Source organism: Marinomonas sp. NPDC078689, assembly GCF_044542435.1.
GTDB lineage: Bacteria > Pseudomonadota > Gammaproteobacteria > Pseudomonadales > Marinomonadaceae > Marinomonas > Marinomonas arenicola.
The window spans coordinates 283,044-305,768 of sequence record NZ_JBITUJ010000002.1 but is presented as its reverse complement, the minus strand read 5'-3'; the positions used below and the strand labels follow the sequence as shown (position 1 = coordinate 305,768).

Below are 22,725 nucleotides of genomic sequence, written 5' to 3'. Positions count from 1 at the left end.
AAGAGCAGACTTCGTGGGTTTGTTTGGTCAGGGTCAAACATGAGGTTGGAAAAGATGTGAAAGCGCACTTACCCCATGGCACCAAGCAGATTATAATAGCCGCATTTCACGAACTGGATAAATGAGATTGATATGTCAGAGGTAAGAACTCGTATTGCACCGTCTCCAACAGGCGACCCACATGTTGGCACAGCTTACATCGCTCTGTTTAATATGGCGTTTGCTCGCAAAATGGGCGGCAAGTTTATTTTACGCATAGAAGATACGGATCAAACTCGTAGTACGCCGGAATCAGAAAAAATGATTCTAGATGCGCTTCGTTGGTTAGGGCTTGATTGGGCTGAAGGTCCAGATGTTGGCGGTGAATATGGTCCTTACCGTCAAAGTGAGCGAGGTGATATTTACGGTCAATACGCTTTAGAGTTGGTGGAAAAAGGCCATGCGTTTTACGCTTTTGAAACCCCTGAAGAGCTTGATCAAATGCGCATCGAGCAAAAAGAGCAAGGCCTACCGCAAAAATACGATGGTCGAGCTTTGGCTCTGAGCGCAGAAGAAGTACAAGCAAAACTAGACGCCGGCGTTCCCTACGTTATTCGTATGAAAATCCCTGAAGAAGGCACCTGTGTTGTTCAAGATATGCTGCGTGGCACCATTGAGATCGATTGGTCTCAAGTCGACATGCAAGTCTTGCTGAAAGCCGACGGTATGCCAACTTATCACCTTGCGAACGTAGTGGATGATCATCTGATGAAGATCACCCATGTTATTCGTGGTGAAGAGTGGATTAACTCTGCGCCTAAACACATTTTGCTTTACCAATACTTTGGTTGGGACATGCCGACATTGTGCCATATGCCATTGTTGCGTAACCCAGATAAGTCAAAGTTGTCAAAACGCAAAAACCCAACCAGTATCTTGTACTACCAACGTATGGGTTACATGGCAGAGTCTGTCATTAACTATCTTGGTCGTATGGGTTGGTCTATGCCTGATGAGCGTGAAAAATTCTCATTGGATGAAATGATTGAGCAATTCGATATCCAACGTGTGTCTTTAGGCGGGCCAGTTTTTGATGTTGAAAAACTGAGCTGGTTAAACGGTATGTGGATTCGTGAGAACCTAAACCCTGAAACCTTCGCACAGAAATACGTTGAGTGGGCGTTAAACCCTGAGTATTTGATGCAAATCATTCCATTGATCATGCCTCGCGTAGAAACCTTCTCCGACGTAGCGAATGTTGCAGGCTTCTTCCTAAAAGGTATGTTGCCGATTACCAAAGAAGATTTTTCGACGGTAAAAATGGAAGAAGAAACATTGCGCAAAGCCATGCAGTTTGCCTTGTGGAAACTTGAAGCGTTACGCACTTGGGAAAAAGATGAGATTTTCAACACCTTGAAATCTCTTGCTCAAAGCATGGACGTGAAGCCGAAAGATTTCTTTGCGCCTTTGTTTGTGGCCATTTCGGGTTCCAGTGCCTCTGTCTCGGTTTTCGATTCTATGGCGATTCTAGGGCCTGACCTTTCTCGTGCGCGCATGCGTACCGCGGTGAATGCCTTAGGTGGACCTTCTAAGAAAGAAGCGAAACGTTGGGAAAAAGAATTTGCGGATTTATAAGCCCGTCTATAGATCAATGCTTTGATTTAAAGGCTTGGTAAGTAAAACAAAAAAAGCTGACTTAGTTTACTAAGTCAGCTTTTTTATTGCGCCTTTGTCATCACGACATAGTGGATAAGCCGGTTGTGGCTGCTCAAATACTACTTGGTGGTAAACACGCTTGTTTTGCTGTCTAGGTTCGCGACCTGGTCGTGAATGTGACGTGTATTGTCTTCTATGCTGTTGATGTAGCTGTTATCGCGTTGTAATTGCTGTGCGATACGGTCCATTTCTTCACTCATGTGCACGGCGGTTTTCGCTACTTCTTGAATAGAGCGTGCCATATCAATGGAGGAGGCTGAGCTGGTTTGAGCATTTTGCTCGATTTCCTGAATGGCGATTTCGGCTTTTTCACTGAAACTTTCAATAGCATGGAGGCTTTCTTGGCCGCTTTGCATCGTTTCGATGGCGGTTTGAGTGGAGCCTTGAATCGTGCTGACAATGTCGGTGATTTTGGCGGTTGCATCAACGGTTTTCTCTGCCAAAGAGCGAACCTCATCGGCCACAACGGAGAAGCCTCGACCAGCTTCCCCTGCACGTGCCGCTTCAATGGCCGCGTTCAGTGCGAGCAAGTTGGTTTGGCTAGCAAGGTCGTTGATCATGCCAATGACATTATCAATGTCTTTTGATAGCTGACCTAACTCATTGAGCTGCACACCCGTTTGATTGACAATGCTGATGGTGCTGGCCAAATTCGACAATGCGCCCTTGATGGTTTCTGCCCCGACTTTAGCAGACTCATAGGTATCCTGAGACTGATTGCTTAATTCGTCGGTGGTAATGGAAATACTGGATATGGTTGTGGAGATTTCCTCTGTCGCAGCGGCTAAAGAGTTGGTTTGTTCACTGACCGAACGGTTGCTGTCGGCGATGTTCTTCACTGAGTCATTTAGCTCGGTTACCATGCCGGACACATCTCGTGTGGTGTGCACCACGTCACCAATCACAGAGCCTAGGCCATCGGTCATTTCATTGACTGAGCTGCACAAGGAATCAAATTCGTCATTGCGTTTACTATTCACGAATAGGCGAGCTGTTAGGTCACCGCTTTTTACCTTACCCAGATCTCGAATAATTTGATTGAGTGTTTTGTTTACGCTGCGGCCAATGCCTAGCATCATTAGCGCGGCGACAATGGCAACAATAATGCTCACTATGATTAAACCTGCGCTGGCTTTCTCAGAACTGGCGGAGGCTTGTAAACGAGCCTCTTGCACTGCGCTTTGCATAAAGTTGGCCGCGGCTAAGCGAGCATCGTGAAAGGCTTCTTTGTTCGTTTTAAACTGTTTTTGAAGAGACACTAGGGTGTTATTGGCTTGATCGTAATTTTGTATGGCAGCAAAGTACTGCTCGATAACTTCACCGAAGCGCTCTTCTAGACCAAAATCGACGATGCGTTTGTGGAACTTGTTGTACTTCTCCATGAACGCCGCTTTATTGTCTGCTGTCGGTTCAAAGATGAAGTTCTTTTCCGCTTCGCGAACCGGTAAGAATTCTTGTTTTACTAGGCTTAGAAAAGAGACTTTATCAGTAACTTGAACGCCCAAATCCGAGATCTTGCCTTTGAGGCCAGCGGAACCATTAAAGCCAACGACTTGTTGTTGATGAACCAGCTGTTTTAAGGTGCTGTTATAAGCATCTACGGTTGTTTTAACCTGATGTAAAAGGTTTTTTGCCTCTTCTGAGGACACGGATTGTATGTTGTCGTCTAAGGTTTTCATTGACTCGATAGACTCAGAGTCGAGTGTTTTTAAGAAGGACTTATGCGACTTGTCGTTGAGTGAGGAAAGCGTTTCATGCTCTTCCATTAAGGTAATAACCAAGGTTGCCAAGTCTTTGTCTACCCGTGTTAATACTTCGTACCTTTCTGATGCAGAAGTTTGGGTACTCAATCCTTGTAAAGCCACCACGGTAACAATAACAAAACCAATAATCGCTGCAGACAGCAGGGCTATAAGCTTGGTGCGAAAACTTAGGTTTGACAGCATAAATGATACCTATATTTCTTATTATATTTTATGAGCCAATAATGCGCTGATACACAGCCTAATATTGGGGTAAAGCTAAAGCCTAGTTTGTTGTGAATCATGCAAACAAAGTAAGGTTTCATTTACATTCTATTTCTTGTTTATCTTGCTTTGCAATTAAATGGAAAAATTTATTTTAATAAACACACAATGTGCGGCTCAATTGTCGCAACAATTGAGAATATATAACGCTTTTTTTTAGGGGTTAAATATCGTGGGGGCTTAACCAAATAGTGGCTATTTTATTGCCCACAAAAACAATACGACCTTGGTAGCGCATACGTCCAGTAGAAGAGAATTCAAATTGATAGGTGCGCTTTATACAAGGCTGATGATTTGCCCAGCATGGCTTCCAGCCGTCACCAGCGACACTTTCATCGAGTAGTTGCAGATTGAGTTCTTGGCAGTGACTTTTTGCCGTCATGATGGCGCGTTCTCTGATGGTGCTGTTACGCCACCAACCATAGAAAAGCATCGCAATGATTAAGAAGAAGATAATGTCAGAAAGTTGCAGGTTCATGATGGTCTATTCAAAAAAGGAGTACCCATCATAGCGAATCGCGCTAGAAAATAGAAATGCGTGACCACCCCCCAAGCAGGAGAGAAAGAAGGAGTGGTCACGTGCTTCACGCTGTATGAGCGAGCGTTATAAATATCCATTAGATGAGGTGAAATTTGGTCATTCGGGGCAGCGAATGTGCAGTCGTCCAAATCTTGAGTCGTGAACCTATATCCAATGTGCCAGTCAGGTGATATTTATGCGGCTTCAACCGCTCTTTCTGCGTAAAGTTGGATAACCCACTGTTCGATGCGCTGATCAGTGAGTTCAAACTGTTGATCTTCATCTATGGCCAAACCGACAAAGTGTTCTTTGTCTTTTATGCAGGCTCTAGAGGCTTCAAATTCGTAGCCTTCCGTTGGCCATTCACCAATAAAGGTGGCTTGGGTTGGTGCTAATTTTTCGTAGAGCCAGCCCATGGCATCGACAAAATAATCACCATAACCAAATTGGTCGCCGAGGCCATAAAGGGCGATGGTTTTATCAGCAAGCGAGAGTTCACTAAGCGCATCGCCTAACTCTTCCCAATCTTCTTGAATGCCTCCAAAATCCCATGTTGGTATGCCGAGAATCAACATCTCGTAGTTTTCGAGTTGATTGATTTCGATGTCTTTTACATTGTGCATTTCTACATCAATGCCCAGTTCTTTCCATTGATTAACGATTTTTGTACCAACTTCCTCGGTGTTATTGGTATCTGTGCCATATATTAAGGCGATTGACGGCTGATCCATGGTTTTTCAATGTTCCTATTACTAGTGAATTTGCCCGTATTGATGGCTGCTAACGCCAAAATGCTGGACAAAAGCGGCTTCAAACTGAGATTCAGTAAAACCGCTTTTGGCCACAACGGACGATTTTGAATGAGGGTCTTGGCGCAACATAGCCGCGGCATATTGCATTCGACTGTGCATGCCATAGCGTTCAACGGATTGTCCTACTAGGTGCTGGAATCCAAGGGTTAATGCTTCGCTGTTTAAGCCTACGCGATGGGCCAGCTGATCTATTTCCAGCTTACCGTGATCAGGGCTTTCTAATAAATTCTGTGCTTGAAAGACTTTTTGTTGGCAATCTTCACAGCGGGATAAATGGTTGAGCATTTTAAGTTGATCGACAAACGTGAAAATACAAGAGTACACGTGACCAATAAGGCTTAATGTTTGTCTTTGATAGGCAAGCATTAGACGGCAAACCGCTCGGTTTTTTTCCGTTACAGGCAGTCTAATAAGAGGGCCGTCTTGATTAATGCTGGCGAATAAATTGCTAAAGTACTGAATAACTTGCTCTTCTGTTTCATTAAATAAACTGGCAAGCAGCTCTGTTGTAACGTGGATTTGGAACAACGATTTTTCTTCGCCTTCCGCCATCGCAAAATCACCAACAATGTCTTGAGCTTGATAGCTGATTTGAATGCTATCGATATCGTCGCTATCAATAATAGGTTTAGTGCCTACAAGCGAAAAATAGAGCCCTTGTTGAGCTTGTTCAGTAAACAGAGTGTCACTATGACAGGATAGGTGTTGGTCAATAACCTTTAGATTGGGTAACAGACTGATATGACGTTTGTGACCACCAATAATGTCAGATAGATGACTGATGGTGTCACCTTGTGAGTCATAGGCCTCATGTAAATTAACGTGCTGCATGTCGTACCTCTGTCTTGATAATGGTTATCATTAAAGAGGTTTTTTGGGTTAAATGCAAGTGATTATCATTAAAATAACTTAATTTTCTATCGCGCCTGAAATGACGCCGGTCACACTGGCGTGAAGCGCTCTTACATTAGATTTAAACTGCGCAACACGGTGACGCCTATGCTGGTGCTTAATAGAGAGGCAATGGTGGTGATCACGATAATATTTGCCGCCAAGGTCGCGTTGCCGCCCATGGCTCTGACCATGATGTAGCTTGCTGAGGCGGATGGCGCAGATGACATCAAAAATAACACGCCAAGTTCCATGCCTCGGTATCCGAGCAGATAGCCACCGAAGGTGATGATGACAGGGATAAAGATGAGCTTGCCAACAGAAGATATCATCGCAATCGTGATGTCTTTTTGCATGGCTTTAAAGCTCAACGAGGCGCCCGCGCAGAGCAAAGCCAGAGGCAGTGTCATTTGCGCAAAGTAATCACCTGCTTTGTGCAGGGTAGAAGGGAGCGTTAGGCCAGTGGCAGAGAAAATTAATGCGGCCACAATGGCGAGAATAAGTGGGTTTTTTGCGATGCCTTTTAAGGTGTTAGCAATGCTCTTTTTGGCATCCATGGATCTGTTTAAACAAATAACAGACAAAATATTATAAAGGACGGTTACACCGCCAAGGTAAATAGAAGCCACAGAAAACACGCTGTCGCCATAGGCGTTGACACAATAGGCTAAACCAATAATGCCCATATTAGAGCGAAAAGCGCCTTGAATAACCACGCCACGATCTCCCTTATCGGGAATCATCTTACTGGTGATAACTTCTAATAGAATATAGGTCGCAACCACGGCAAGCATGGCGTAAATGACCAGAGAAAAATCTGTGTCACTGCTTAATTTGGTTTTGGAAATACTGATGAAGAGTAGGGCAGGAAGAGTGACGTTGAAAACCAATTTAGAGGCAACATCAATGAAATTATCATTGATCAGCTGTACTTGGTAAAGAAAAATCCCTAGCACCAGAATCAAAAAAATTGGCATGGTGATAGAAAAAGAAAAACCAAGTACGTCTAAAAAGTTATCCAACGTCATTCCTTATAGGTAAACAGAGTTACAGTGTCTATTAATCGTTGTTTTCGAATCGGTAACCCGCACCGTAGACAGAATGAATCACGTTTAGCTCAGGCGCAACGGCAGAGATTTTCTTGCGCAGTTTTTTGATGTGACTATCAATGGTACGGTCACTTACTACACGGCTGTCTGCGTAAATGCTTTTCATAATCAGATCACGGCCGAAAACGCGACCAGGTTCTTTGATCAGCAATTGCAGTAATTGGAATTCAACGGTCGTTAGATCGATTAGCTCACCTTTATAAGTGGCGCGTAGGCGATCTACATCTAGGTCAAAACCATCTGTTCTTGGTGATTCAGTTTGGTCAAGCTCAACGCGACGAAGGTTGGCTTTAACGCGCGCAACGATTTCGCGTGGGCTGAAAGGTTTGCATACATAATCGTCTGCGCCCATTTCTAGGCCGATTAGACGGTCAATTTCTTCTGCTTTTGCGGTCACCATAATGATTGGGATGCCGCTGAATTGACGTACCTGTTTGCAAATCTCGATACCATCTAGGCCTGGTAGCATAAGATCCAAAAGGATTAAATCTACGTGATTGTTTTTCACGTAATCTACCGCTTGATCGCCACGATCAATATGGTGGTTTTCATAGCCTGCTTGGTCTAGGTAGGCGCCGACTAACTCAGCTAATTTTGGTTCGTCTTCAACAATTAGTATTTTGCTCATAATGCTTTTTGTTCCATATTAATTTAAAGGGAATTCTATTCTTATTCCTAAACCACCCTGTGGCGAGTGATAGGCACTAATGTTGCCCTGATGGCCATCTACAATATTGGTACAGATCGCAAGCCCTAAGCCTCTACCACCTGTTGCCCTATTACGTGAATTCTCGACTCGATAGAACTGTTCGAAAATTCGATTTTTCTCTTCTTCATTCACACCTGGAGGAGTGTCTTCGAACAACACAACCGCCGTATCATCTTCTCTTGATAATACTATACTAAGTTTTCCTGGTGCGTTTGTGTACTTTAATGAGTTATTCATTAAGTTAGCAAAGAGCTGGTGCAATCGATCTGTGTCACCGGTAATCATGATCGGGGCTTTCTTGATGATATCAAGTTCTATATCAAGACCCGCTTCATTGTATCTCAGTGTCATAGATTGGACTGTTTGTTCTAGGATTTCATTTAAATCCGCGTCTTCCATTTCATAATTTAGATTGCCTACATCATGCATGGATAACTGGTTTAAGTCATCAATTAGACGCGTTATATGTATCGTCTCTTGCTGTAGAGAAGAAAGACTTTCTGGCGATACTTTAATGATGCCATCCTGCATGGCTTCAATTTCGCCCCTTAAAATGGCAACCGGCGTTCTTAGCTCATGCGCGGTATCTGCAACCCAGCGTTTTCTGGATTCGCGAGAGTTTTCCAGCGTGATGGCCAAATGGTTGAAGTCATTTCCTAAATCCGCAAGCTCGTCTGAGCCGTGAATTTTAATGCGAGTATCGTAATGACCTTTTGACAGTTTACGTGTGGCTTCACGTACGGTACATAATGGTCGGCTTAGCCATTGAGCAAGAGGCCAAGTAAGCAAAGCGGCAATCGCCAGCATAAAGGCAGAGATCAATAAAAAGGCTTCCCCTTGCTGACGTACAAATCGCAAGGTTTGGTCTTGTACTAGGGCGCGCATAGAGCGCAAGCCAATATAGCCGACGACTTTTTTATTGACGATAACCGCGTGGGTTTCCGCTTTATCAAAGGGCGTATCACCTATGATGCTTTTTTGATTTTTATCAAACAATAAGAAACGCTGGCGATAGTATTGAGATGGATAGATAAGGTCCAAATTAGGGGTGCTAGGAGGCGGCACCAAGTCTCTCAGGTTCTCAAGGCGTTCTTTGTGCCAGTCTTTTTCCATTTGGCTTTCTTGAATCAAGAAGTACCAATCATCGTAGTAGATGTACAAATTGGCGGTTCTGTTCGCCATTTGCTCTAGGAAATCGCGATCTCGCTCTGTGGCGTAAGACACAAAACCACGGTCAAAGCTCCATTGAAAAACCTGCCACATAGACACAATCACTAAAATGTTGCTGAGCACGAAGACGGCAAACAGCTTATGGCGTATTTTGAATTTCTTGGTAATTCTCATAGTGGAGTCAGTGAAATCCTGTGGTAGGTGGACTCATTTGTATTTCAAGAGCCGCAACGAGTTGGCTAAAATAACCGCATCTAGATTAATAATATAAAGACTTTTTATAGAATGTTTATCATACAGTTTCAAGGATCTTGTGCGCTACTTTTGGGTGGTGTAAACAATGAGGATTTGCTGATTTTCTGCTGTTTTCGCGCCAAATAAAGAAATGTTTTGTGTTTTAGCGACGGTTTCCCTTGCTGTATTGGCCGCTCGAAATCTTCCCGTGCTTGCCTGAGCGGGTTATGAAATTGATTCTTATCGTATTTTCTCGCCTTGTGTTGGCTTCCATCTGTTCTTCAAAATGCACTTAAAAGGAGGAATCTGGCACTCTAGCAGTTCCTTCTTTTTGTCCTTCACGTTAGAATCTTGCTTTTAAGAACGCATAGAATAGGAAAATGTAATGGGCAGAGCCTTTCAAAACCGCAAAGAGTCCATGGCAAAAACGTCTGATCAAAAAGCCAAGGTTTACAGTAAATACGGCCGTGAGATTTATGTTTGCGCAAAATCCGGTGGTATTGATCCAAATGGTAACTTGGCACTTCGCTCGATGATCGAAAGAGCGAAAAAAGATCAGGTGCCAACCCATGTTATTGATAAAGCGATTGATAAGGCGAAAGGCGGTGGCGGAGAAGATTTCGACACGGCTCGTTATGAAGGGTTTGGGCCGGGCAATACCATGGTGATCGTGGATTGCTTGTCTGATAATCCAAACCGTACTTTTGGTGATGTGCGTACTTGTTTTAACAAGGTTAAGTGCAAGATTGGTGGCCAAGGCAGTGTGAGTCATATGTTTGACCACAGTGCGATTTTTGTTTTTGACGGCACAGACGAAGAGGCTGTTTTAGAAGCACTAATGATGGCCGATGTGGACGTGACTGATATCGAGCTGGAAGATGGCAAGGTAACCGTGTTTGCACCAAACACAGAGTATGGCAAAGCCAAAGCGGCTTTGGTTGAAGCCTTTGGTGAGATTGAATTTGATGTTGACGAGATTCAATTCGTTGCGCAAAACTTGACGGCCATTGAAGGTGAAGATGTTGAGCAGTTTGATCGTTTTCTTGACCTTTTGAATGATCTTGATGATGTTCAGCGTGTTTATCATAACGCTGAGTATTAAGCGCTTATCAATATTATTGCACTTCTTAGGGGGACGACTCTAAGAAGTGCAATGACTTTAATTTCAATGTGTTAACGCTTTTGTATGGGTAATGAAATGTCCGAACGTCCGACACCTCCAGAAGACTGGGAATGCTGTGAAAGTGAGTGCTCTCCTTGTGTTTGGGATACGTATTATGAAGAGCTGCGCGAATGGAATGCTGAGCAGAAAGCCATGAAGGCAGCGGCTGACAAGGATGCCGAAGGAGAGAGTCATGTCAAAAAAAGCGACTAAAAACGCCAAAGTAGCATCGCCTTGTGTGAATTTGTGTTTGCTTAACGATGACGACGTCTGTGTTGGTTGCTACCGTACTGGCAAAGAAATCAGTACCTGGGGGCGATTGACGGCAGAAGAGCAAAGAGCGGTGTTGGTCAAAGTGTCTGAGCGCGAACAGACCAGTCAGTTCGTTAGTTAGTCAATGTTTTTCAGGCCTGTGAGCGCTCGCTTCATGGGTTCTTTGTGTTAATTACCTTCTTCTTTCTTGTTTTTTAGCTCTATCCACTGAGACATGTATTGGGTGCTTTTTAGGCTGTGGTGCCTGAGCATTTTACCCAAAAAATGTTTTTCCCTTAGGGTGTCTTTTAGGGTAAGTTGTCGCTCAATCCTTGTTAAAAAACGCGGTCCCCAGACGGCTTTATCGTAAAGGGTGTCTAGGATGGAAAAGCCATTTTTCTGCATCAGATGCCAGCTGGCAGAGTCCTGATAAAGCGCTGCGGCGGCGGCCGCAAATTCTTCTATGTCATCACTGATGACGCCATTCCAAGGCAGGTGCCCGTACATGGATTCTGCGCCGATTGAGGTGGTGATGCTGGGTGTGCCCATTTGCATGGCTTCGACAAGCTTGCCTTTAATGCCAGCCCCAAAGCGCAATGGGGCTAAGCAAATTCTGGCGTGTTTCATGACGTCTTGAGCGTCTTTGGCCCAGCCTTTTACCAGAAAACCTTCTTTTTCGTTGTGCAGTTGGGTGGCTTTTGGAGGCGGGTAGGCGCCGTAAATATGCAGCTCTGCGGTGGGGAGTTTTTTGCGTATCTTTGGCCACACTTGTTGTTTTAAATACAGAACGGCATCCCAATTCGGGGCGTGCCTAAAGTTGCCAATGGTAATAAAGTGTTGGCGTTCTTCGAAGGTGGGTAAAACCCCATATTCAGTGGATCTTTCCAGCATAAAGGGAAGGTGAAAAACATGAGACTCAGGCACATGAAATTCATTTACGAGTAGGTTTTTTTCGAACTCGGAAATCATTAATGTTAGGTCGCAGCGATGAATGGCAGCGATTTCTCGAATGCCCAAATCACTGTGCAGGTCTGCTTGCTGGAAGCTTCTCTTTTGTTTCAGTGCCTGATGGCGTGCTTCCCTTAGGGAATGAAGATCTTCGGTGTTTAGAATGCGCAATGCGTTGGAGCAGAACTTTTCAACTCGCCAACCAAACTGCTCTTCCATCATGAAGCGGTCAAACATCACAGCATCGGGCGCCAATGAGCTGACATAGTGGTCAAACGAGGCGTCGTTTAGCGTGATGTGCTCGCAGGCGATGTCGAGCTCGTCAAGCTTGGTCATGTGCTCGGTTTGTTGTGCTGGACTGGCGAAAGTGATTTGCCAGTTGGCGTCTCGAAAAGTATGGAGCAATTGCATCATGCGACTGCCGGCCGCCGAGGAGTTTGGCTCTGGCCATACATAACCAATAACAAGTAGATGCATCAAGGTGTCTCTTTGCAGAAAATGGGGAACGAATGTCCGGTTATTGAAAGTGAGCGAGGACATATAGGATAAGCTATTGTATCATTGTGCGCAGATTTGTCTTGCCTGATGAAAGGTGCTTTCTGGTTAGGTAGGATGTAAGCAAAACATGACGTTGAGAAGATAATATGATCATTAAACCAAAGATTCGTGGATTTATTTGTACCACCACTCACCCTGTAGGCTGTGAGCAAAACGTAAGAGAGCAGATTGCTTTTACGAAAGCAAAAGGCCAAGTGGAAAATGGCCCTAAAAAAGTATTGGTCATTGGTTCTTCTAGTGGTTATGGCTTGTCTTCTCGTATTGCGGCGGCATTTGGTTCTGGTGCGGCGACAATCGGTGTTTTCTTTGAAAAACCAGCAACAGAAAAGAAAACGGGTACTGCGGGTTGGTACAATGCGGCGGCGTTTGAAAAAGCAGCCAAAGAAGAAGGTTTGTACGCCAAAAGCATTAATGGCGACGCTTTCTCAAATGAAGCGCGTGACAAAGTCATCGAGTTGATCAAGCAAGACCTTGGTGAAATCGATATGGTGGTTTACTCATTGGCGTCGCCAGTGCGCAAAATGCCAGAAACTGGCGAAGTCATTCGTTCTGTTTTGAAACCGATCGGTCAGCCTTACCGTTCTACCGCGATCGATACGAATAAAGATGTGATTATCGAAGCGGAAATTGAGCCAGCGACAGAGGAAGAAATTGCGGCGACAACGACCGTAATGGGTGGCCAAGATTGGGAATTATGGATGTCTGCGTTGCAAGAAGCGGGCGTATTGGCTGAAGGTGTGCGTACCGTTGCGTATTCTTACATTGGCTCTGATATTACATGGCCTATCTATTGGCACGGTGCTCTAGGTAAAGCGAAAGAAGATCTAGATCGTGCTTCTGCTGCAATTAATGGCCAGCTGTCTGTGCTTAATGGTGGTGCTAACGTCGCTGTCTTGAAGTCGGTTGTGACTCAAGCTTCTTCGGCTATTCCAGTGATGCCTTTGTATTTGGCTATGGTCTTCAGAGTGATGCGCGAAAAAGGCCTTCATGAAGGCTGTATGGATCAGATATACCGCATGTTCTCTGAGCGTTTGTACAATAACCATAACCCAGCTGAATTGGTTGATGACGCGAACCGTTTGCGCTTGGATGATTGGGAGCTGCGCGACGATGTTCAGCAAGCTTGCCGTGATCTATGGCCACAAATTACCGATGAAAACTTATTTGCTGAAACCGATTATCAGCTTTACAAAGATGAGTTTTTGAAGCTGTTTGGTTTTGGTGTAGATGGCGTTGATTACGAAGCGGATGTGGATTCATTGGTTGAGTTTGATGTTATTACTTTGTAATACGCTCAGCGATTAGTTTACAAAAAGGAGGCTAAGCAGTGTTTAGCCTCCTTTTTTAATGGCTGATTATCTCTTATAGTTAGAGGCTCGATCTTTGGGGTGGTTATGAAAAAAATAGTAGGGGTTATGTTTGTGCTGCCTTTAGTGGTGCAGGCTCAAACAGTGGAAATTCAACCGGTGGATATTATCTATGGCAATCAGGTGATCCATGGTCGTCATCAGGTGGTGCTTAATTCTCCAGATGAGGTTGCTGTTATTCCTGCTGAAAAAAGTAAAGTGTCGTTGTTGGGGCCTAATGTGGTGGTGACGGCGACGGGGGCGGATCGCTCTTATCTTGAAGAGCAGAAGATCGCCAAAAGAGAAAAAGCGATTTATGATGAGGTGAATAAGCGTACTAAAGATGCACCCTTTACGGTTTTGTTTACTGGTCATATCCCTGATGATATTCAAGAAAAGCGCCTGCGAATGATGCCGGAAATAGGTGTCTTTGGCGATCAGCTTAATAAGCTAGAGAAGTCTCAAGATGACTCGAATTCACAAAATCTAATCCCAGATACCGGAGAGTTCTCAGAAATAAAGCCTAAAACACCAGCGGTGAAGGCTTCCAATAATGTAGCGAAGCCGAGCGAAAGCCAAGAAGATAAACTGGAAAAACTAATTGGCGGCTAGGGTGTGTGTGTTGTGTTGAGCTTCTATTTTTAACGAGTGTCCAGTCAAGTTGTTGCCTTCTGGGTGAGCTTTTATCCAGTGTCCTTTCTGTATTAGTGTCTTATCTAGCGCTTTATTGTGAATGAGTATTTTTGCAGTATTGCCTTGTTCTATTTTCTGCTTAATGTACTGAATAAAGCCTTCTTGCGTGATCCCTTCTACGACCTTAATGGCTTGTTTTTTGTGATCAAAATCCTGTGAGTATTTGGCGATTTCATGCCATTCATCGTACGCGTTGTCGTCTAGATTTCTAGCGCCCATTTTTAGGCTACTCAGTAGACTGTTTTTGGTGTTCTGAAAGTCTTGTTTGGGCAGTGTTTGCAACAATATGGCTTGTTCTTTGATAAAGGATTCAATGGCGTTGACCAAGGTGTTGGTGTCCTTATCAGGGGACTGTATGAGAAAGCCGAGAATAGGGGTGTTGCGTGTGCTGAGGTCTTGCACGCCGACAATGTAGCCCAGTTGTTGTTCGGTGCGCAGCTGGTTGTAAAAGCGGCTGTTGAGTATGTTGCACAAGATGGCAAAGTAGGACTTTTGCAGAGTGGATTCGTACTCAGTTTTGTTTTCCGTCTGCGGGCCTGTGTCTATCAAGGAGTAAAGGACTGTGCTGTCTTTGCTGATAGAGGGAAAGCGGTACTCGAGCTTTTCTTGTGCGGCCAGTTGCTTGGTTTCTACCTTGGTCGATAAGTGAGGGGCGAGTCTGTTGATGAATCGCTCATGCAGTGTGCTGGCAAGCTTCATGGCGTTTGCTTCTGACACGTCGCCAGTGCTGTAGCCGACGACTTCGAAGTGGCTTTTGGCGTTCTTGATGTAGTTTTGAAGGTCCCCAATGGTGCTGTCTTTAAGTGCCGCAAGCAGTTCTTTGGTGGTGAAGTTGTTCTTGGTGATCAAGGAGCTTAGTGCAATGTTGGCGCCTTGATAGGCTTGGCGGCTCTTTTGGTTATCGAGATCTTTCTTTAGCTGTGCCTTGATGCGCTGAAAGTCTTGCTGCGTAGGCTTGAATAGAAAAAACTGATCGACCAGCCAAACGAGGTAGTCGCCTTGTTTGTCTGCATAGCCTGTGGTGTTAAAAGAAATGCCATTAAGGTGAGGGTAGAGGCTGTAGCCAAGGCCTGCAATATAGGGCTCATAAGTGGACTCGCTGATGCTGTCGTTTACGGTTCGAGTCCATAAATGATTGAGTACGCTGTGCTTGGCGGTATCGGCAGCGTGGTCAAATTGAATGGCGAGAAAGTTAATACTGGTTGGCTTTTGGAAGCTGGTGTCCGCTTTGTGCCAAAAGGTGAAATTCTTTTTCTGGAGGATGATGTGTGGCGTCTTATCTTGCTCATCGACCATGCTGAGTGATGTTGGGATGAACGGATTCTTTTTGGGAAGTGTGATGGCCGTATTTTTGGTGGAGAAATGCACCATGTTCAAAAAATAGTCGCTAAATTGGGTGTTGCTGTACTGGCTTTGGTACCAGGGTTCTGTGTGCCATGTGATGGGTTCTTTTGACCATTTTTTGGGTAGTGTGTGTTGGGTGGATAATTGGACCAATAGGTTTTGATCGGTTAGTTGATTCAAAATATGGGTGATGTCTTTGTTGCTGGCGACTTTCTCTATTTTGAAGCTGCTAAGGGCGTCTTGTGGTGGCACCGACAGCATCCTAGAAGACAGTAGCTTGGCTAAGGCTTGTGGGCTGATGTAATTGTGATAGTCATAGGTCAGTTTGCTTAGTGTGACTTCTTCTTCGAGATAAACAGGGTTAATCGGGGCTGACTTAATGGTGCCGATCGTGGCGAAGAAGGTGCTGGCAACCTTGTCTATGTTGTGCGTGCCTTGGTCGGTCAGTCGAATGTCGGTACAAAATAGCGCGTTGTGCTCGTAGTCAGGGGATATGTCGCTGCTTAAACTGTTGATTAAGCCTTCGTTTTTAAGTGTGGCGTACAGTGACCCTTTGCTTTCGTTGCCTAAAATATAGGTTAAATAGCGAGCGGGGCGTGTTTTGTAGTGTTTTTCTTGGCTGTCAATTTGGTAGCAAAATGACAGCGTGTTGCTGTCTATATTGGGGCGAGTGAACTGCAGTTGAGGTGCCCCAGGTTTGAGTAATGATGGGGCTTTTGGTCTTGGTTTTATGTTGCCAGAAGGGATGGCTGAAAAGTATTTGGTGGCCAATGCATCAAGATCTGCCATTGGTAGGTTAGCAACCAACACCAAGGCCATGTTGTTGGCCACATAGTTTTCTTTATAAAGCGTCAGTAGTTGTTTGTGCAGTGGGTTATTTTCGCGGTCTTTCAGTGTGTCTAAGCTGCCGACGGTGAATTGACTCTGAGGGTGTTCTGGGTTGAGTAATGTTTTAAAGGCCTGATTGAGGCGACGGCGTTGACTGTTAAATTTCGCTTTGTATTCGGCGTTAACCGCGTTTTTTTCCCGTTGTGCGGAATTCGGGTCAAGCAGTGGGGCAATGAAAAATTGTGAAAATCTATCCAGTGCGCTGCTAAAGTGCTTACTTTCTATATCGAAGAAAAAGTTGGTGGAGTTGATGCTGGTGTAAGCGTTGTAGCTGCCGCCATGGTGGCTAATAAAGGACTGGTAGCTGCCAGCATTAGGGTATTTTTGAGTGCCTAAGAGCAGCATGTGTTCTAAAAAATGCGCTAATCCCTGTTGGTTTTTGGGGTCTTGGTAACTGCCGACATTTACGGCCATGGAGGCGGCAAATCGTTCCGCGTGTGGGTCGCTAACAAGGATGACATTGAGGCCATTTTGTAGCGTTATTAAACTGTAGTTGTTGTGATCGCTAATGGCTTTTTCAAGGGGCTTATGAGGGTTGCTGGTTACTGTGGCGGCGACAGCGGTAGGGTGAAAGCCGACGAGAGTGGCGAGAAAAAAAAGCGCTGTGATCAGTGTCTTAGGTATTGTTGTCATGTCACGATACTAGCCGAAAGTTTGAGTGGCGCGCAATGGTGGAAAACCATTGCGCGGTAGTTTATTTGGCTTGAGCGTCTAATGATTTGCCATTGATGCCTTCGCTATCGGCGCCCATTAAATACAGGTAAACCGGCATTATTTCCTCAGGAGAGGGAAGGGTTTCTGGGTCTTCTGCTGGGTAAGCGGCCGCGCGCATTGTGGTGCGGGTTGCCCCTGGATTGATGGCGTTGCAGCGAATGTTGGAGGTGCTCTCTAATTCGTCAGCAAGCAGTTGCATCATGCCTTCGGTGGCAAATTTCGACACCGAATAAGCGCCCCAGTAAGCTCTGGCTTTTCTACCAACGCTGGAGGTTGTAAACACAATTGACGCGTTGGGGGCCGCCTTTAATAGTGGCATAAGGGCTTGGTTTAGCATGAATTGGCTAAGCACGTTAACCTTCATGACCTGATCAAAGACCTCGGCGTCGTAGGTTTCAAGTGGGGTGCGTTCACCCAGTAAGCTGGCGTTGTGTAAAATACCGTCTAGGTGTCCGAATTCATTTTTTAGCGTGGCTGCCAGCTCAATAAAATCGTGCTCGCTGGCGCCATCTAAGTTGAGTGGGACTATGGCTGCCTGTGGGTAGCCTTTCGCTTCGATGGTGTCGTAAACGGCTTCTAGTTTTTTGGTGGTTCTGCCTAATAATATGACAGTGGCGCCATGCTGGGCGTAGGTGAGGGCGGCGGTTTTGCCGATGCCATCTCCAGCGCCAGTGACCAGAATTATCTTGTCTTTGAGTAGTTGCTCTGGGGCTTGATAATCAAACATAACGCCTCCTTCTCTCTTATTTAATGGCTTACATGCTCGGCTTCTGGGTATGCATCATGTAATTCACGGACACATCTTTGTCTGTAAGCTTATAGTGTTTAGTGATTGGGTTGTAGGTAAGTCCGGTCATGTGTAGGACTTCTAGTCCTGCTTTTCTTGCGTGATTGTTCAGCTCAGCAGGTTGAATGAACTTGGCGTAATCATGGGTGCCTTTTGGCAACATGTTTAGAATGTATTCGGCGCCTACAATCGCAAAAAGGTACGCTTTCGGGTTGCGATTGATGGTGGAGAAAAAGACGTGACCGCCAGGTTTGACCAGTGTCATGCAGGCTTTGATGACGGACGCTGGGTCTGGCACGTGCTCAAGCATTTCTAGGCAAGTCACTACATCATAAGTGCCGGCTTCGCGATCCGCGATTTCTTCGGCGGTGATTCTTTCGTAGTCGATGTCTAGTTTGGACTCTTCTAGGTGTAAGTTGGCAACCGCGAGAGGCGCTTCACCCATGTCGATGCCTTTAACGTCGGCACCCAGTTTGGACATGGCTTCTGACAAAATGCCGCCACCGCAGCCAACATCAATGACTTTTTTTCCAGACAGACCTGCGCGTTCATTAATATAGTTAACGCGCAATGGGTTGATGTCGTGCAGAGGTTTGAATTCATTCTCAGTGTCCCACCAACGGCTGGCTAGCGCTTCAAATTTAGCCACTTCGGTAAAATCTACATTGTTGTGCTGTTCTTTTGTATTGGTCATGGTTAATTTCCGATGGTGTTGTAGGGCGTTGTCTGCATCTAGGGTGTTGAGTTAGATAGATGCCTGCCGTTTTATGGCGGATTGGCCAAAGTGTTCTTTGCATTATAGCGAGATCAATACAGGCAACCAATAGCAAACTTGGCTTGCTCGTGGTTTCTTTGTCAGTTAATCGTCTGAATCGTGTCATAAATTTTGTCAGATTGAGTGTCTCGGTAGAGTCATCAAATAGCAAACAAAAGATACTGTCGCAGGGGTGTTATTTATTTCCTTATGGTACAATGCAGCGCTTATAAAAAGATATCAGGGCGTCTGTCAGACTCCGAGGCATAAGGATCGGTTGTATCTATGGGTGAATTAGCCAAAGAAATTATTCCCGTCAGTATCGAAAACGAACTAAAGGGTTCCTACCTAGATTACGCAATGAGTGTAATCGTTGGGCGTGCATTACCAGACGTACGAGATGGTTTAAAGCCCGTCCACCGTCGTGTTTTGTTCGCAATGAATGAACTGAAAAACGATTGGAATAAACCGTACAAAAAATCCGCGCGTATCGTCGGTGATGTAATCGGTAAGTACCATCCACATGGTGATGTGGCTGTTTACGACACTATTGTTCGTATGGCGCAACCTTTCTCCATGCGTTACACCTTGGTGGATGGACAAGGTAACTTCGGTTCTGTCGATGGCGATAGCGCCGCCGCAATGCGTTATACCGAAATTCGTATGGCCAAAATCGCCCATCATTTATTGATGGATCTTGAAAAAGAAACGGTCGATTTTGTTCCTAACTACGATGGCACTGAATTTATGCCGTCGGTTATGCCTTCCCGAGTACCAGGCTTATTAGTGAATGGTTCTGCCGGTATTGCGGTGGGCATGGCAACGAACATTCCTCCTCACAATTTAGGTGAAGTAATCGATGGCTGCTTAGCGGTTATTGATAATGCTGACATTACTGTTGATGAGTTGATGGAGCATGTTCCTGGTCCAGATTTTCCGACAGCGGCCTTTATTAATGGTCGTGCCGGTATTGTGGAGGCCTATAAAACAGGTCGCGGTCGTATTTACATGCGCGCCCGTCACCACTTTGAAGACATGGAAAAGGGCAATCGCCAAGCCATCGTCTTTACTGAGATTCCTTATCAGTTAAACAAAGCGAAAGTCATTGAAAAAATCGCTGAGCTGGTAAAAGAGAAAAAATTAGAAGGGATTAGTGAGTTGCGTGATGAGTCTGATAAAGACGGCATGCGCATTGTGATTGAATTGCGTCGCGGTGAAAACCCAGACGTAGTGGTGAATAACATCTTCACTCAAACACAACTCCAATCTGTTTTTGGTATCAATATGGTGGCCTTAGTCGATGGCCGTCCACAATTGCTTAACCTGAAACAAATCCTTGAATGCTTTGTCAAACACCGTCGTGAAGTGGTGACTCGTCGTACTATCTTCGAGCTTCGCAAAGCGCGTGAGCGTGGTCACATTCTTGAAGGTTTGGCGGTGTCTCTTGCCAACATCGATCGCGTTATCGAGTTGATCAGAATGTCGCCAACGTCGGCGGAAGCAAAAGAAAGAATTGTTGCTGAATCTTGGCAGCCAGGCAATGTGATGGCGATGTTAGAACGCGCGGGTTCTGATGCTTGTCGTCCTGATGATCTGGATGCGCAATATGGTTTTGTGGATGGTGCTTACCACCTTTCTCCAGACCAAGCGCAAGCGATTCTGGATTTGCGCTTGCACCGTTTAACGGGCTTAGAGCACGAAAAACTCATGGCGGAGTACAAAGCGCTGATTGAGTTGATCGCTGAACTATTGGAAATCTTGTCTAACCCTGATCGTTTGATGGAAGTCATTCGTGAAGAGCTAGAAGAAGTTCGTGATTCGTTTGGTGATGTGCGTCGTACTGAAATCTTAACGTCTCGTCAAGATTTGACGATTGCGGATTTGATTGATGAAGCGCCTATGGTTGTGACGATTTCGGATACCGGTTATGCGAAATCTCAACCATTAGAAGAATACAAAGCTCAGCGCCGAGGCGGTCGCGGTAAATCTGCGTCAGCCATGAAAGACGAAGACCATATTAGCCATCTATTAGTAACAAGCAGTCACGATACTGTGATGCTGTTTACTAACTTTGGTAAAGTGTATTGGTTGCGCGTGTTTGAAATTCCAACGGCCAGCCGTAACTCGAAAGGCCGTCCGATTGTAAACTTGTTACCGTTTGCAGAAGGTGAACATGTTTCGGCTTTATTGCCATTAACAACACCGGAAAAATCAGACGCGGATGCAGAAGTGGATGAAGAGGCTCAAGAAGCCAGCAGCTACATCTTCATGGCAACGGCCAACGGTACTGTTAAGAAAACCGCAATGGAGCACTTTGCTCGCCCTCGTTCAACGGGTCTGATTGCCTTGAGTCTAGATGACAGTGATGCTCTTGTGGGTGTTGCTCAAACGACTGGCAACGATGACATTATGTTGGTATCGAGCTCTGGTAAAACGATTCGCTTCTCTGAAGGTGACGTGCGTGCCATGGGTCGTACCGCCGCCGGTGTTCGTGGTATTCGTTTAGGCGAAGACGCAAAAGTGGTTTCTTTGATCGTTCCTCAAGAAGGCGCTGCCGTCTTGATGGCGTGTGAAAATGGTTATGGTAAACGTACTTCGATCGACGACTTCCCAGTCTACGGTCGTGGTGGTCAAGGGGTTATCGGTATCCAGGTCTCTGAGCGTAATGGCCCAGTGGTTGGTGCGACTCAAGTAGACGAAACGGATGAGATTATCTTGATCACAGATCAAGGAACCTTGGTTCGTACGCGAGTCACCGAAGTGTCTTGTCAAGGTCGAAACACACAAGGTGTTACCTTGATTCGCTTAACAAACGATGAGCACCTAGTGGGTGTGGTTCGTGTTGTTGAAGACGATGAAGGTGATGTGGAAGACGGCGAGGAGCTTGGAGCAGATGAGGCGGCAGCGCCGACTACTGCTTCTGGTGAGACGCCTGATACCACCGAAGACGAAGAGTAATAAGAGCGGCGCACCTTGGTGCGTCGCTTTTGTTTAAGTTAGATCCTGGATACTAGAGGTAAAAAACAGGATGAGCCGAGTTTATAATTTTTGTTCTGGTCCAGCTGCACTCCCTGAAGAAGTTCTAAAGAAAGCGCAGTCTGAATTGTTGGATTGGCATGGCGCTGGCGTTTCCGTGATGGAAATGAGCCATCGTAGTGCTGAGTTCATGTCTATTCTTGCTTCGGCGAAAGCGCGTCTGGCGCGTTTGCTGGATATTAGTGATGACTATGAAATCTTGTTTGCACAGGGTGGTGCGTCTACCTTGTTTGCACAGATTCCGGCCAACCTAATGAATGGTTTTGACTCGGCTTGTTACTTGGATACGGGCGCTTGGTCCACCAAGGCGATTAAAGAAGCGAAAAAATACGGCCAGATCAATGTGGTTGCGTCTTCTAAAGCGCAGAATTACCAAACTGTGCCAGCATTTTCTTCTTTTGATTTGGATGAAAACGCGGCGTACTTGCATTTGTGCCCGAATGAAACCATTGGTGGTTTGGAATTTTCCGAGTTGCCTGAAACCTCGTTGCCGATTGTGGCGGATTTATCGTCGACGATTTTGTCTCGTAAAATAGACGTTAGCAAATACGGCATGATTTACGCGGGTGCCCAGAAGAATGTTGGACCTGCGGGTGTGGTGATTTGTATTGTGCGTAAAGACTTGTTGGCGCGCAGTGCGGAGACTTTACCGACGACGTGGAATTTTGCGACCTTGGCGAAAAACGACTCCATGATCAACACGCCACCTACCTTCGCAATTTACTTGGCGGATTTGGTGTTTGAATGGTTGGAAAATCAAGGTGGCGTAGAAGCCATTGAACAAGCCAATATTCGTAAGGCCGAAGCACTGTATCGTGCGATTGACGAAAGCAGCTTCTATTCTAATCCGATTGACCCAGCTTACCGTTCACGCATGAATGTGCCTTTTGTGTTGGCGGACGACTCTCTTGAAACGTTGTTTTTGGAAGAATCAGAAGCGGCAGGCTTGAGAACCTTAGCAGGGCATCGCTCTGTGGGCGGAATGCGCGCGAGTATCTACAACGCGATGCCGATGGAAGGGGTGCAAGCCTTGATCGACTTCATGCATTCTTTTGAACAGCGTCACGGATAATTAT

Annotated in this window: 19 protein-coding genes; 8 read left to right on the top strand and 11 right to left on the bottom strand. The window is 45.5% G+C overall.

The genetic code is table 11. The features are described 5' to 3' along the window. The first annotated feature begins 132 nt into the window (after window positions 1-132). On the top strand, window positions 133-1,614 hold the full coding sequence (gltX, locus tag ACIGBN_RS04545; protein ID WP_133003066.1) for a glutamate--tRNA ligase: 1,482 nt from the start codon (window positions 133-135) through the stop codon (window positions 1,612-1,614). A gap of 140 nt (window positions 1,615-1,754) precedes the next feature. On the opposite strand, the gene ACIGBN_RS04540 is transcribed toward gltX, so the two are convergent. From ACIGBN_RS04540 to ACIGBN_RS04510, 7 genes are all read right to left on the bottom strand, one after another. Continuing rightward, a complete protein-coding gene (locus ACIGBN_RS04540; RefSeq protein WP_396663858.1) occupies window positions 1,755-3,641 on the bottom strand; it encodes a methyl-accepting chemotaxis protein in 1,887 nt (628 codons plus the stop codon). 244 nt (window positions 3,642-3,885) lie between these two features. Next, window positions 3,886-4,200 (bottom strand): DUF3301 domain-containing protein, encoded by a 315-nt coding sequence (locus ACIGBN_RS04535; protein ID WP_341563916.1) that lies wholly within the window; start codon window positions 4,198-4,200, stop codon window positions 3,886-3,888. Between the two features lie 236 nt (window positions 4,201-4,436). Then, window positions 4,437-4,973 carry a flavodoxin gene (locus ACIGBN_RS04530; RefSeq protein WP_133003069.1) on the bottom strand — a complete coding sequence of 179 codons (537 nt, stop codon included), beginning with the start codon at window positions 4,971-4,973 and terminating at the stop codon, window positions 4,437-4,439. 21 nt (window positions 4,974-4,994) lie between these two features. Then, entirely contained in the window at window positions 4,995-5,885 is an 891-nt protein-coding gene (locus ACIGBN_RS04525) for a helix-turn-helix domain-containing protein (protein WP_396663855.1), read from the bottom strand. Window positions 5,886-6,016: 131 nt separating this feature from the next. Continuing rightward, window positions 6,017-6,973 carry an AEC family transporter gene (locus tag ACIGBN_RS04520; protein WP_133003071.1) on the bottom strand — a complete coding sequence of 319 codons (957 nt, stop codon included), beginning with the start codon at window positions 6,971-6,973 and terminating at the stop codon, window positions 6,017-6,019. 31 nt (window positions 6,974-7,004) lie between these two features. Further along, window positions 7,005-7,682 (bottom strand): response regulator, encoded by a 678-nt coding sequence (locus ACIGBN_RS04515; RefSeq protein ID WP_115897125.1) that lies wholly within the window; start codon window positions 7,680-7,682, stop codon window positions 7,005-7,007. 18 nt (window positions 7,683-7,700) lie between these two features. Next, a complete protein-coding gene (locus ACIGBN_RS04510; protein WP_133003072.1) occupies window positions 7,701-9,107 on the bottom strand; it encodes an ATP-binding protein in 1,407 nt (468 codons plus the stop codon). Between the two features lie 445 nt (window positions 9,108-9,552). Between ACIGBN_RS04510 and ACIGBN_RS04505 the strand changes: the two genes are divergently transcribed. The 3 genes from ACIGBN_RS04505 to ACIGBN_RS04495 all read left to right on the top strand — a co-directional run bounded on the left by ACIGBN_RS04505 (window position 9,553) and on the right by ACIGBN_RS04495 (window position 10,723). After that, a complete protein-coding gene (locus ACIGBN_RS04505; RefSeq protein WP_341563912.1) occupies window positions 9,553-10,269 on the top strand; it encodes a YebC/PmpR family DNA-binding transcriptional regulator in 717 nt (238 codons plus the stop codon). Between the two features lie 96 nt (window positions 10,270-10,365). Beyond that, complete coding sequence (locus ACIGBN_RS04500) at window positions 10,366-10,542, top strand: oxidoreductase-like domain-containing protein (protein ID WP_243712006.1); 177 nt, start codon at window positions 10,366-10,368, stop codon at window positions 10,540-10,542. Beyond that, window positions 10,523-10,723 carry a DUF1289 domain-containing protein gene (locus ACIGBN_RS04495; protein ID WP_133003075.1) on the top strand — a complete coding sequence of 67 codons (201 nt, stop codon included), beginning with the start codon at window positions 10,523-10,525 and terminating at the stop codon, window positions 10,721-10,723. Before ACIGBN_RS04500 ends, ACIGBN_RS04495 begins: the two co-directional genes overlap by 20 nt. 47 nt (window positions 10,724-10,770) lie before the next feature. Here ACIGBN_RS04495 and ACIGBN_RS04490 read toward each other — a convergent pair whose 3' ends face one another. Beyond that, window positions 10,771-12,006: a glycosyltransferase gene (locus ACIGBN_RS04490; RefSeq protein WP_396663851.1), complete on the bottom strand. Its 1,236-nt coding sequence runs from the start codon at window positions 12,004-12,006 to the stop codon at window positions 10,771-10,773. 167 nt (window positions 12,007-12,173) lie between these two features. Between ACIGBN_RS04490 and fabV the strand changes: the two genes are divergently transcribed. Both fabV and ACIGBN_RS04480 read left to right on the top strand, forming a co-directional pair. Beyond that, entirely contained in the window at window positions 12,174-13,376 is a 1,203-nt protein-coding gene (fabV, locus tag ACIGBN_RS04485) for an enoyl-ACP reductase FabV (RefSeq protein ID WP_133003077.1), read from the top strand. Between the two features lie 105 nt (window positions 13,377-13,481). Next, entirely contained in the window at window positions 13,482-14,045 is a 564-nt protein-coding gene (locus tag ACIGBN_RS04480; RefSeq protein WP_133003078.1) for a hypothetical protein, read from the top strand. Here the strand turns inward: ACIGBN_RS04480 and ACIGBN_RS04475 are convergent. The 3 genes from ACIGBN_RS04475 to ubiG form a co-directional block, all read right to left on the bottom strand. Then, entirely contained in the window at window positions 14,031-16,991 is a 2,961-nt protein-coding gene (locus ACIGBN_RS04475) for an insulinase family protein (protein WP_396663848.1), read from the bottom strand. The two genes, ACIGBN_RS04480 and ACIGBN_RS04475, sit on opposite strands and share 15 nt — an antisense overlap. Window positions 16,992-17,052: 61 nt before the next feature. After that, window positions 17,053-17,799 carry a YciK family oxidoreductase gene (locus ACIGBN_RS04470; RefSeq protein ID WP_133003080.1) on the bottom strand — a complete coding sequence of 249 codons (747 nt, stop codon included), beginning with the start codon at window positions 17,797-17,799 and terminating at the stop codon, window positions 17,053-17,055. A 28-nt stretch (window positions 17,800-17,827) separates the two neighbouring features. Beyond that, window positions 17,828-18,553, bottom strand: a complete 726-nt coding sequence (gene ubiG / locus ACIGBN_RS04465; protein ID WP_133003081.1) for a bifunctional 2-polyprenyl-6-hydroxyphenol methylase/3-demethylubiquinol 3-O-methyltransferase UbiG — start codon at window positions 18,551-18,553, stop codon at window positions 17,828-17,830. A 345-nt stretch (window positions 18,554-18,898) separates the two neighbouring features. On the opposite strand from ubiG, the gene gyrA reads away from it, so the two are divergent. Together gyrA and serC are read left to right on the top strand one after the other, a co-directional pair. Further along, window positions 18,899-21,571 (top strand): DNA gyrase subunit A, encoded by a 2,673-nt coding sequence (gene gyrA, locus ACIGBN_RS04460; protein WP_133003082.1) that lies wholly within the window; start codon window positions 18,899-18,901, stop codon window positions 21,569-21,571. A 70-nt stretch (window positions 21,572-21,641) separates the two neighbouring features. Continuing rightward, window positions 21,642-22,721, top strand: a complete 1,080-nt coding sequence (gene serC / locus ACIGBN_RS04455) for a 3-phosphoserine/phosphohydroxythreonine transaminase (RefSeq protein ID WP_396663845.1) — start codon at window positions 21,642-21,644, stop codon at window positions 22,719-22,721. The last annotated feature ends 4 nt before the right edge of the window (window positions 22,722-22,725 follow it).

Excerpts from the sequence above, each read along its gene's own strand:
- ACIGBN_RS04470 (WP_133003080.1), bottom strand. The coding sequence starts at position 17,799 with ATGTTTGATTATCAAGCCCCAGAGCAACTACTCAAAGACAAGATAATT.
- ACIGBN_RS04520 (WP_133003071.1), bottom strand. The coding sequence starts at position 6,973 with ATGACGTTGGATAACTTTTTAGACGTACTTGGTTTTTCTTTTTCTATC.
- ACIGBN_RS04475 (WP_396663848.1), bottom strand. The coding sequence starts at position 16,991 with ATGACAACAATACCTAAGACACTGATCACAGCGCTTTTTTTTCTCGCC.
- ACIGBN_RS04530 (WP_133003069.1), bottom strand. The coding sequence starts at position 4,973 with ATGGATCAGCCGTCAATCGCCTTAATATATGGCACAGATACCAATAAC.
- serC (WP_396663845.1), top strand. The coding sequence starts at position 21,642 with ATGAGCCGAGTTTATAATTTTTGTTCTGGTCCAGCTGCACTCCCTGAA.
- gyrA (WP_133003082.1), top strand. The coding sequence starts at position 18,899 with ATGGGTGAATTAGCCAAAGAAATTATTCCCGTCAGTATCGAAAACGAA.
- gltX (WP_133003066.1), top strand. The coding sequence starts at position 133 with ATGTCAGAGGTAAGAACTCGTATTGCACCGTCTCCAACAGGCGACCCA.
- ACIGBN_RS04525 (WP_396663855.1), bottom strand. The coding sequence starts at position 5,885 with ATGCAGCACGTTAATTTACATGAGGCCTATGACTCACAAGGTGACACC.
- ACIGBN_RS04480 (WP_133003078.1), top strand. The coding sequence starts at position 13,482 with ATGAAAAAAATAGTAGGGGTTATGTTTGTGCTGCCTTTAGTGGTGCAG.
- ACIGBN_RS04535 (WP_341563916.1), bottom strand. The coding sequence starts at position 4,200 with ATGAACCTGCAACTTTCTGACATTATCTTCTTCTTAATCATTGCGATG.
- ACIGBN_RS04500 (WP_243712006.1), top strand. The coding sequence starts at position 10,366 with ATGTCCGAACGTCCGACACCTCCAGAAGACTGGGAATGCTGTGAAAGT.
- ACIGBN_RS04490 (WP_396663851.1), bottom strand. The coding sequence starts at position 12,006 with ATGCATCTACTTGTTATTGGTTATGTATGGCCAGAGCCAAACTCCTCG.
- ubiG (WP_133003081.1), bottom strand. The coding sequence starts at position 18,553 with ATGACCAATACAAAAGAACAGCACAACAATGTAGATTTTACCGAAGTG.
- ACIGBN_RS04540 (WP_396663858.1), bottom strand. The coding sequence starts at position 3,641 with ATGCTGTCAAACCTAAGTTTTCGCACCAAGCTTATAGCCCTGCTGTCT.
- ACIGBN_RS04515 (WP_115897125.1), bottom strand. The coding sequence starts at position 7,682 with ATGAGCAAAATACTAATTGTTGAAGACGAACCAAAATTAGCTGAGTTA.
- ACIGBN_RS04505 (WP_341563912.1), top strand. The coding sequence starts at position 9,553 with ATGGGCAGAGCCTTTCAAAACCGCAAAGAGTCCATGGCAAAAACGTCT.
- fabV (WP_133003077.1), top strand. The coding sequence starts at position 12,174 with ATGATCATTAAACCAAAGATTCGTGGATTTATTTGTACCACCACTCAC.
- ACIGBN_RS04495 (WP_133003075.1), top strand. The coding sequence starts at position 10,523 with ATGTCAAAAAAAGCGACTAAAAACGCCAAAGTAGCATCGCCTTGTGTG.
- ACIGBN_RS04510 (WP_133003072.1), bottom strand. The coding sequence starts at position 9,107 with ATGAGAATTACCAAGAAATTCAAAATACGCCATAAGCTGTTTGCCGTC.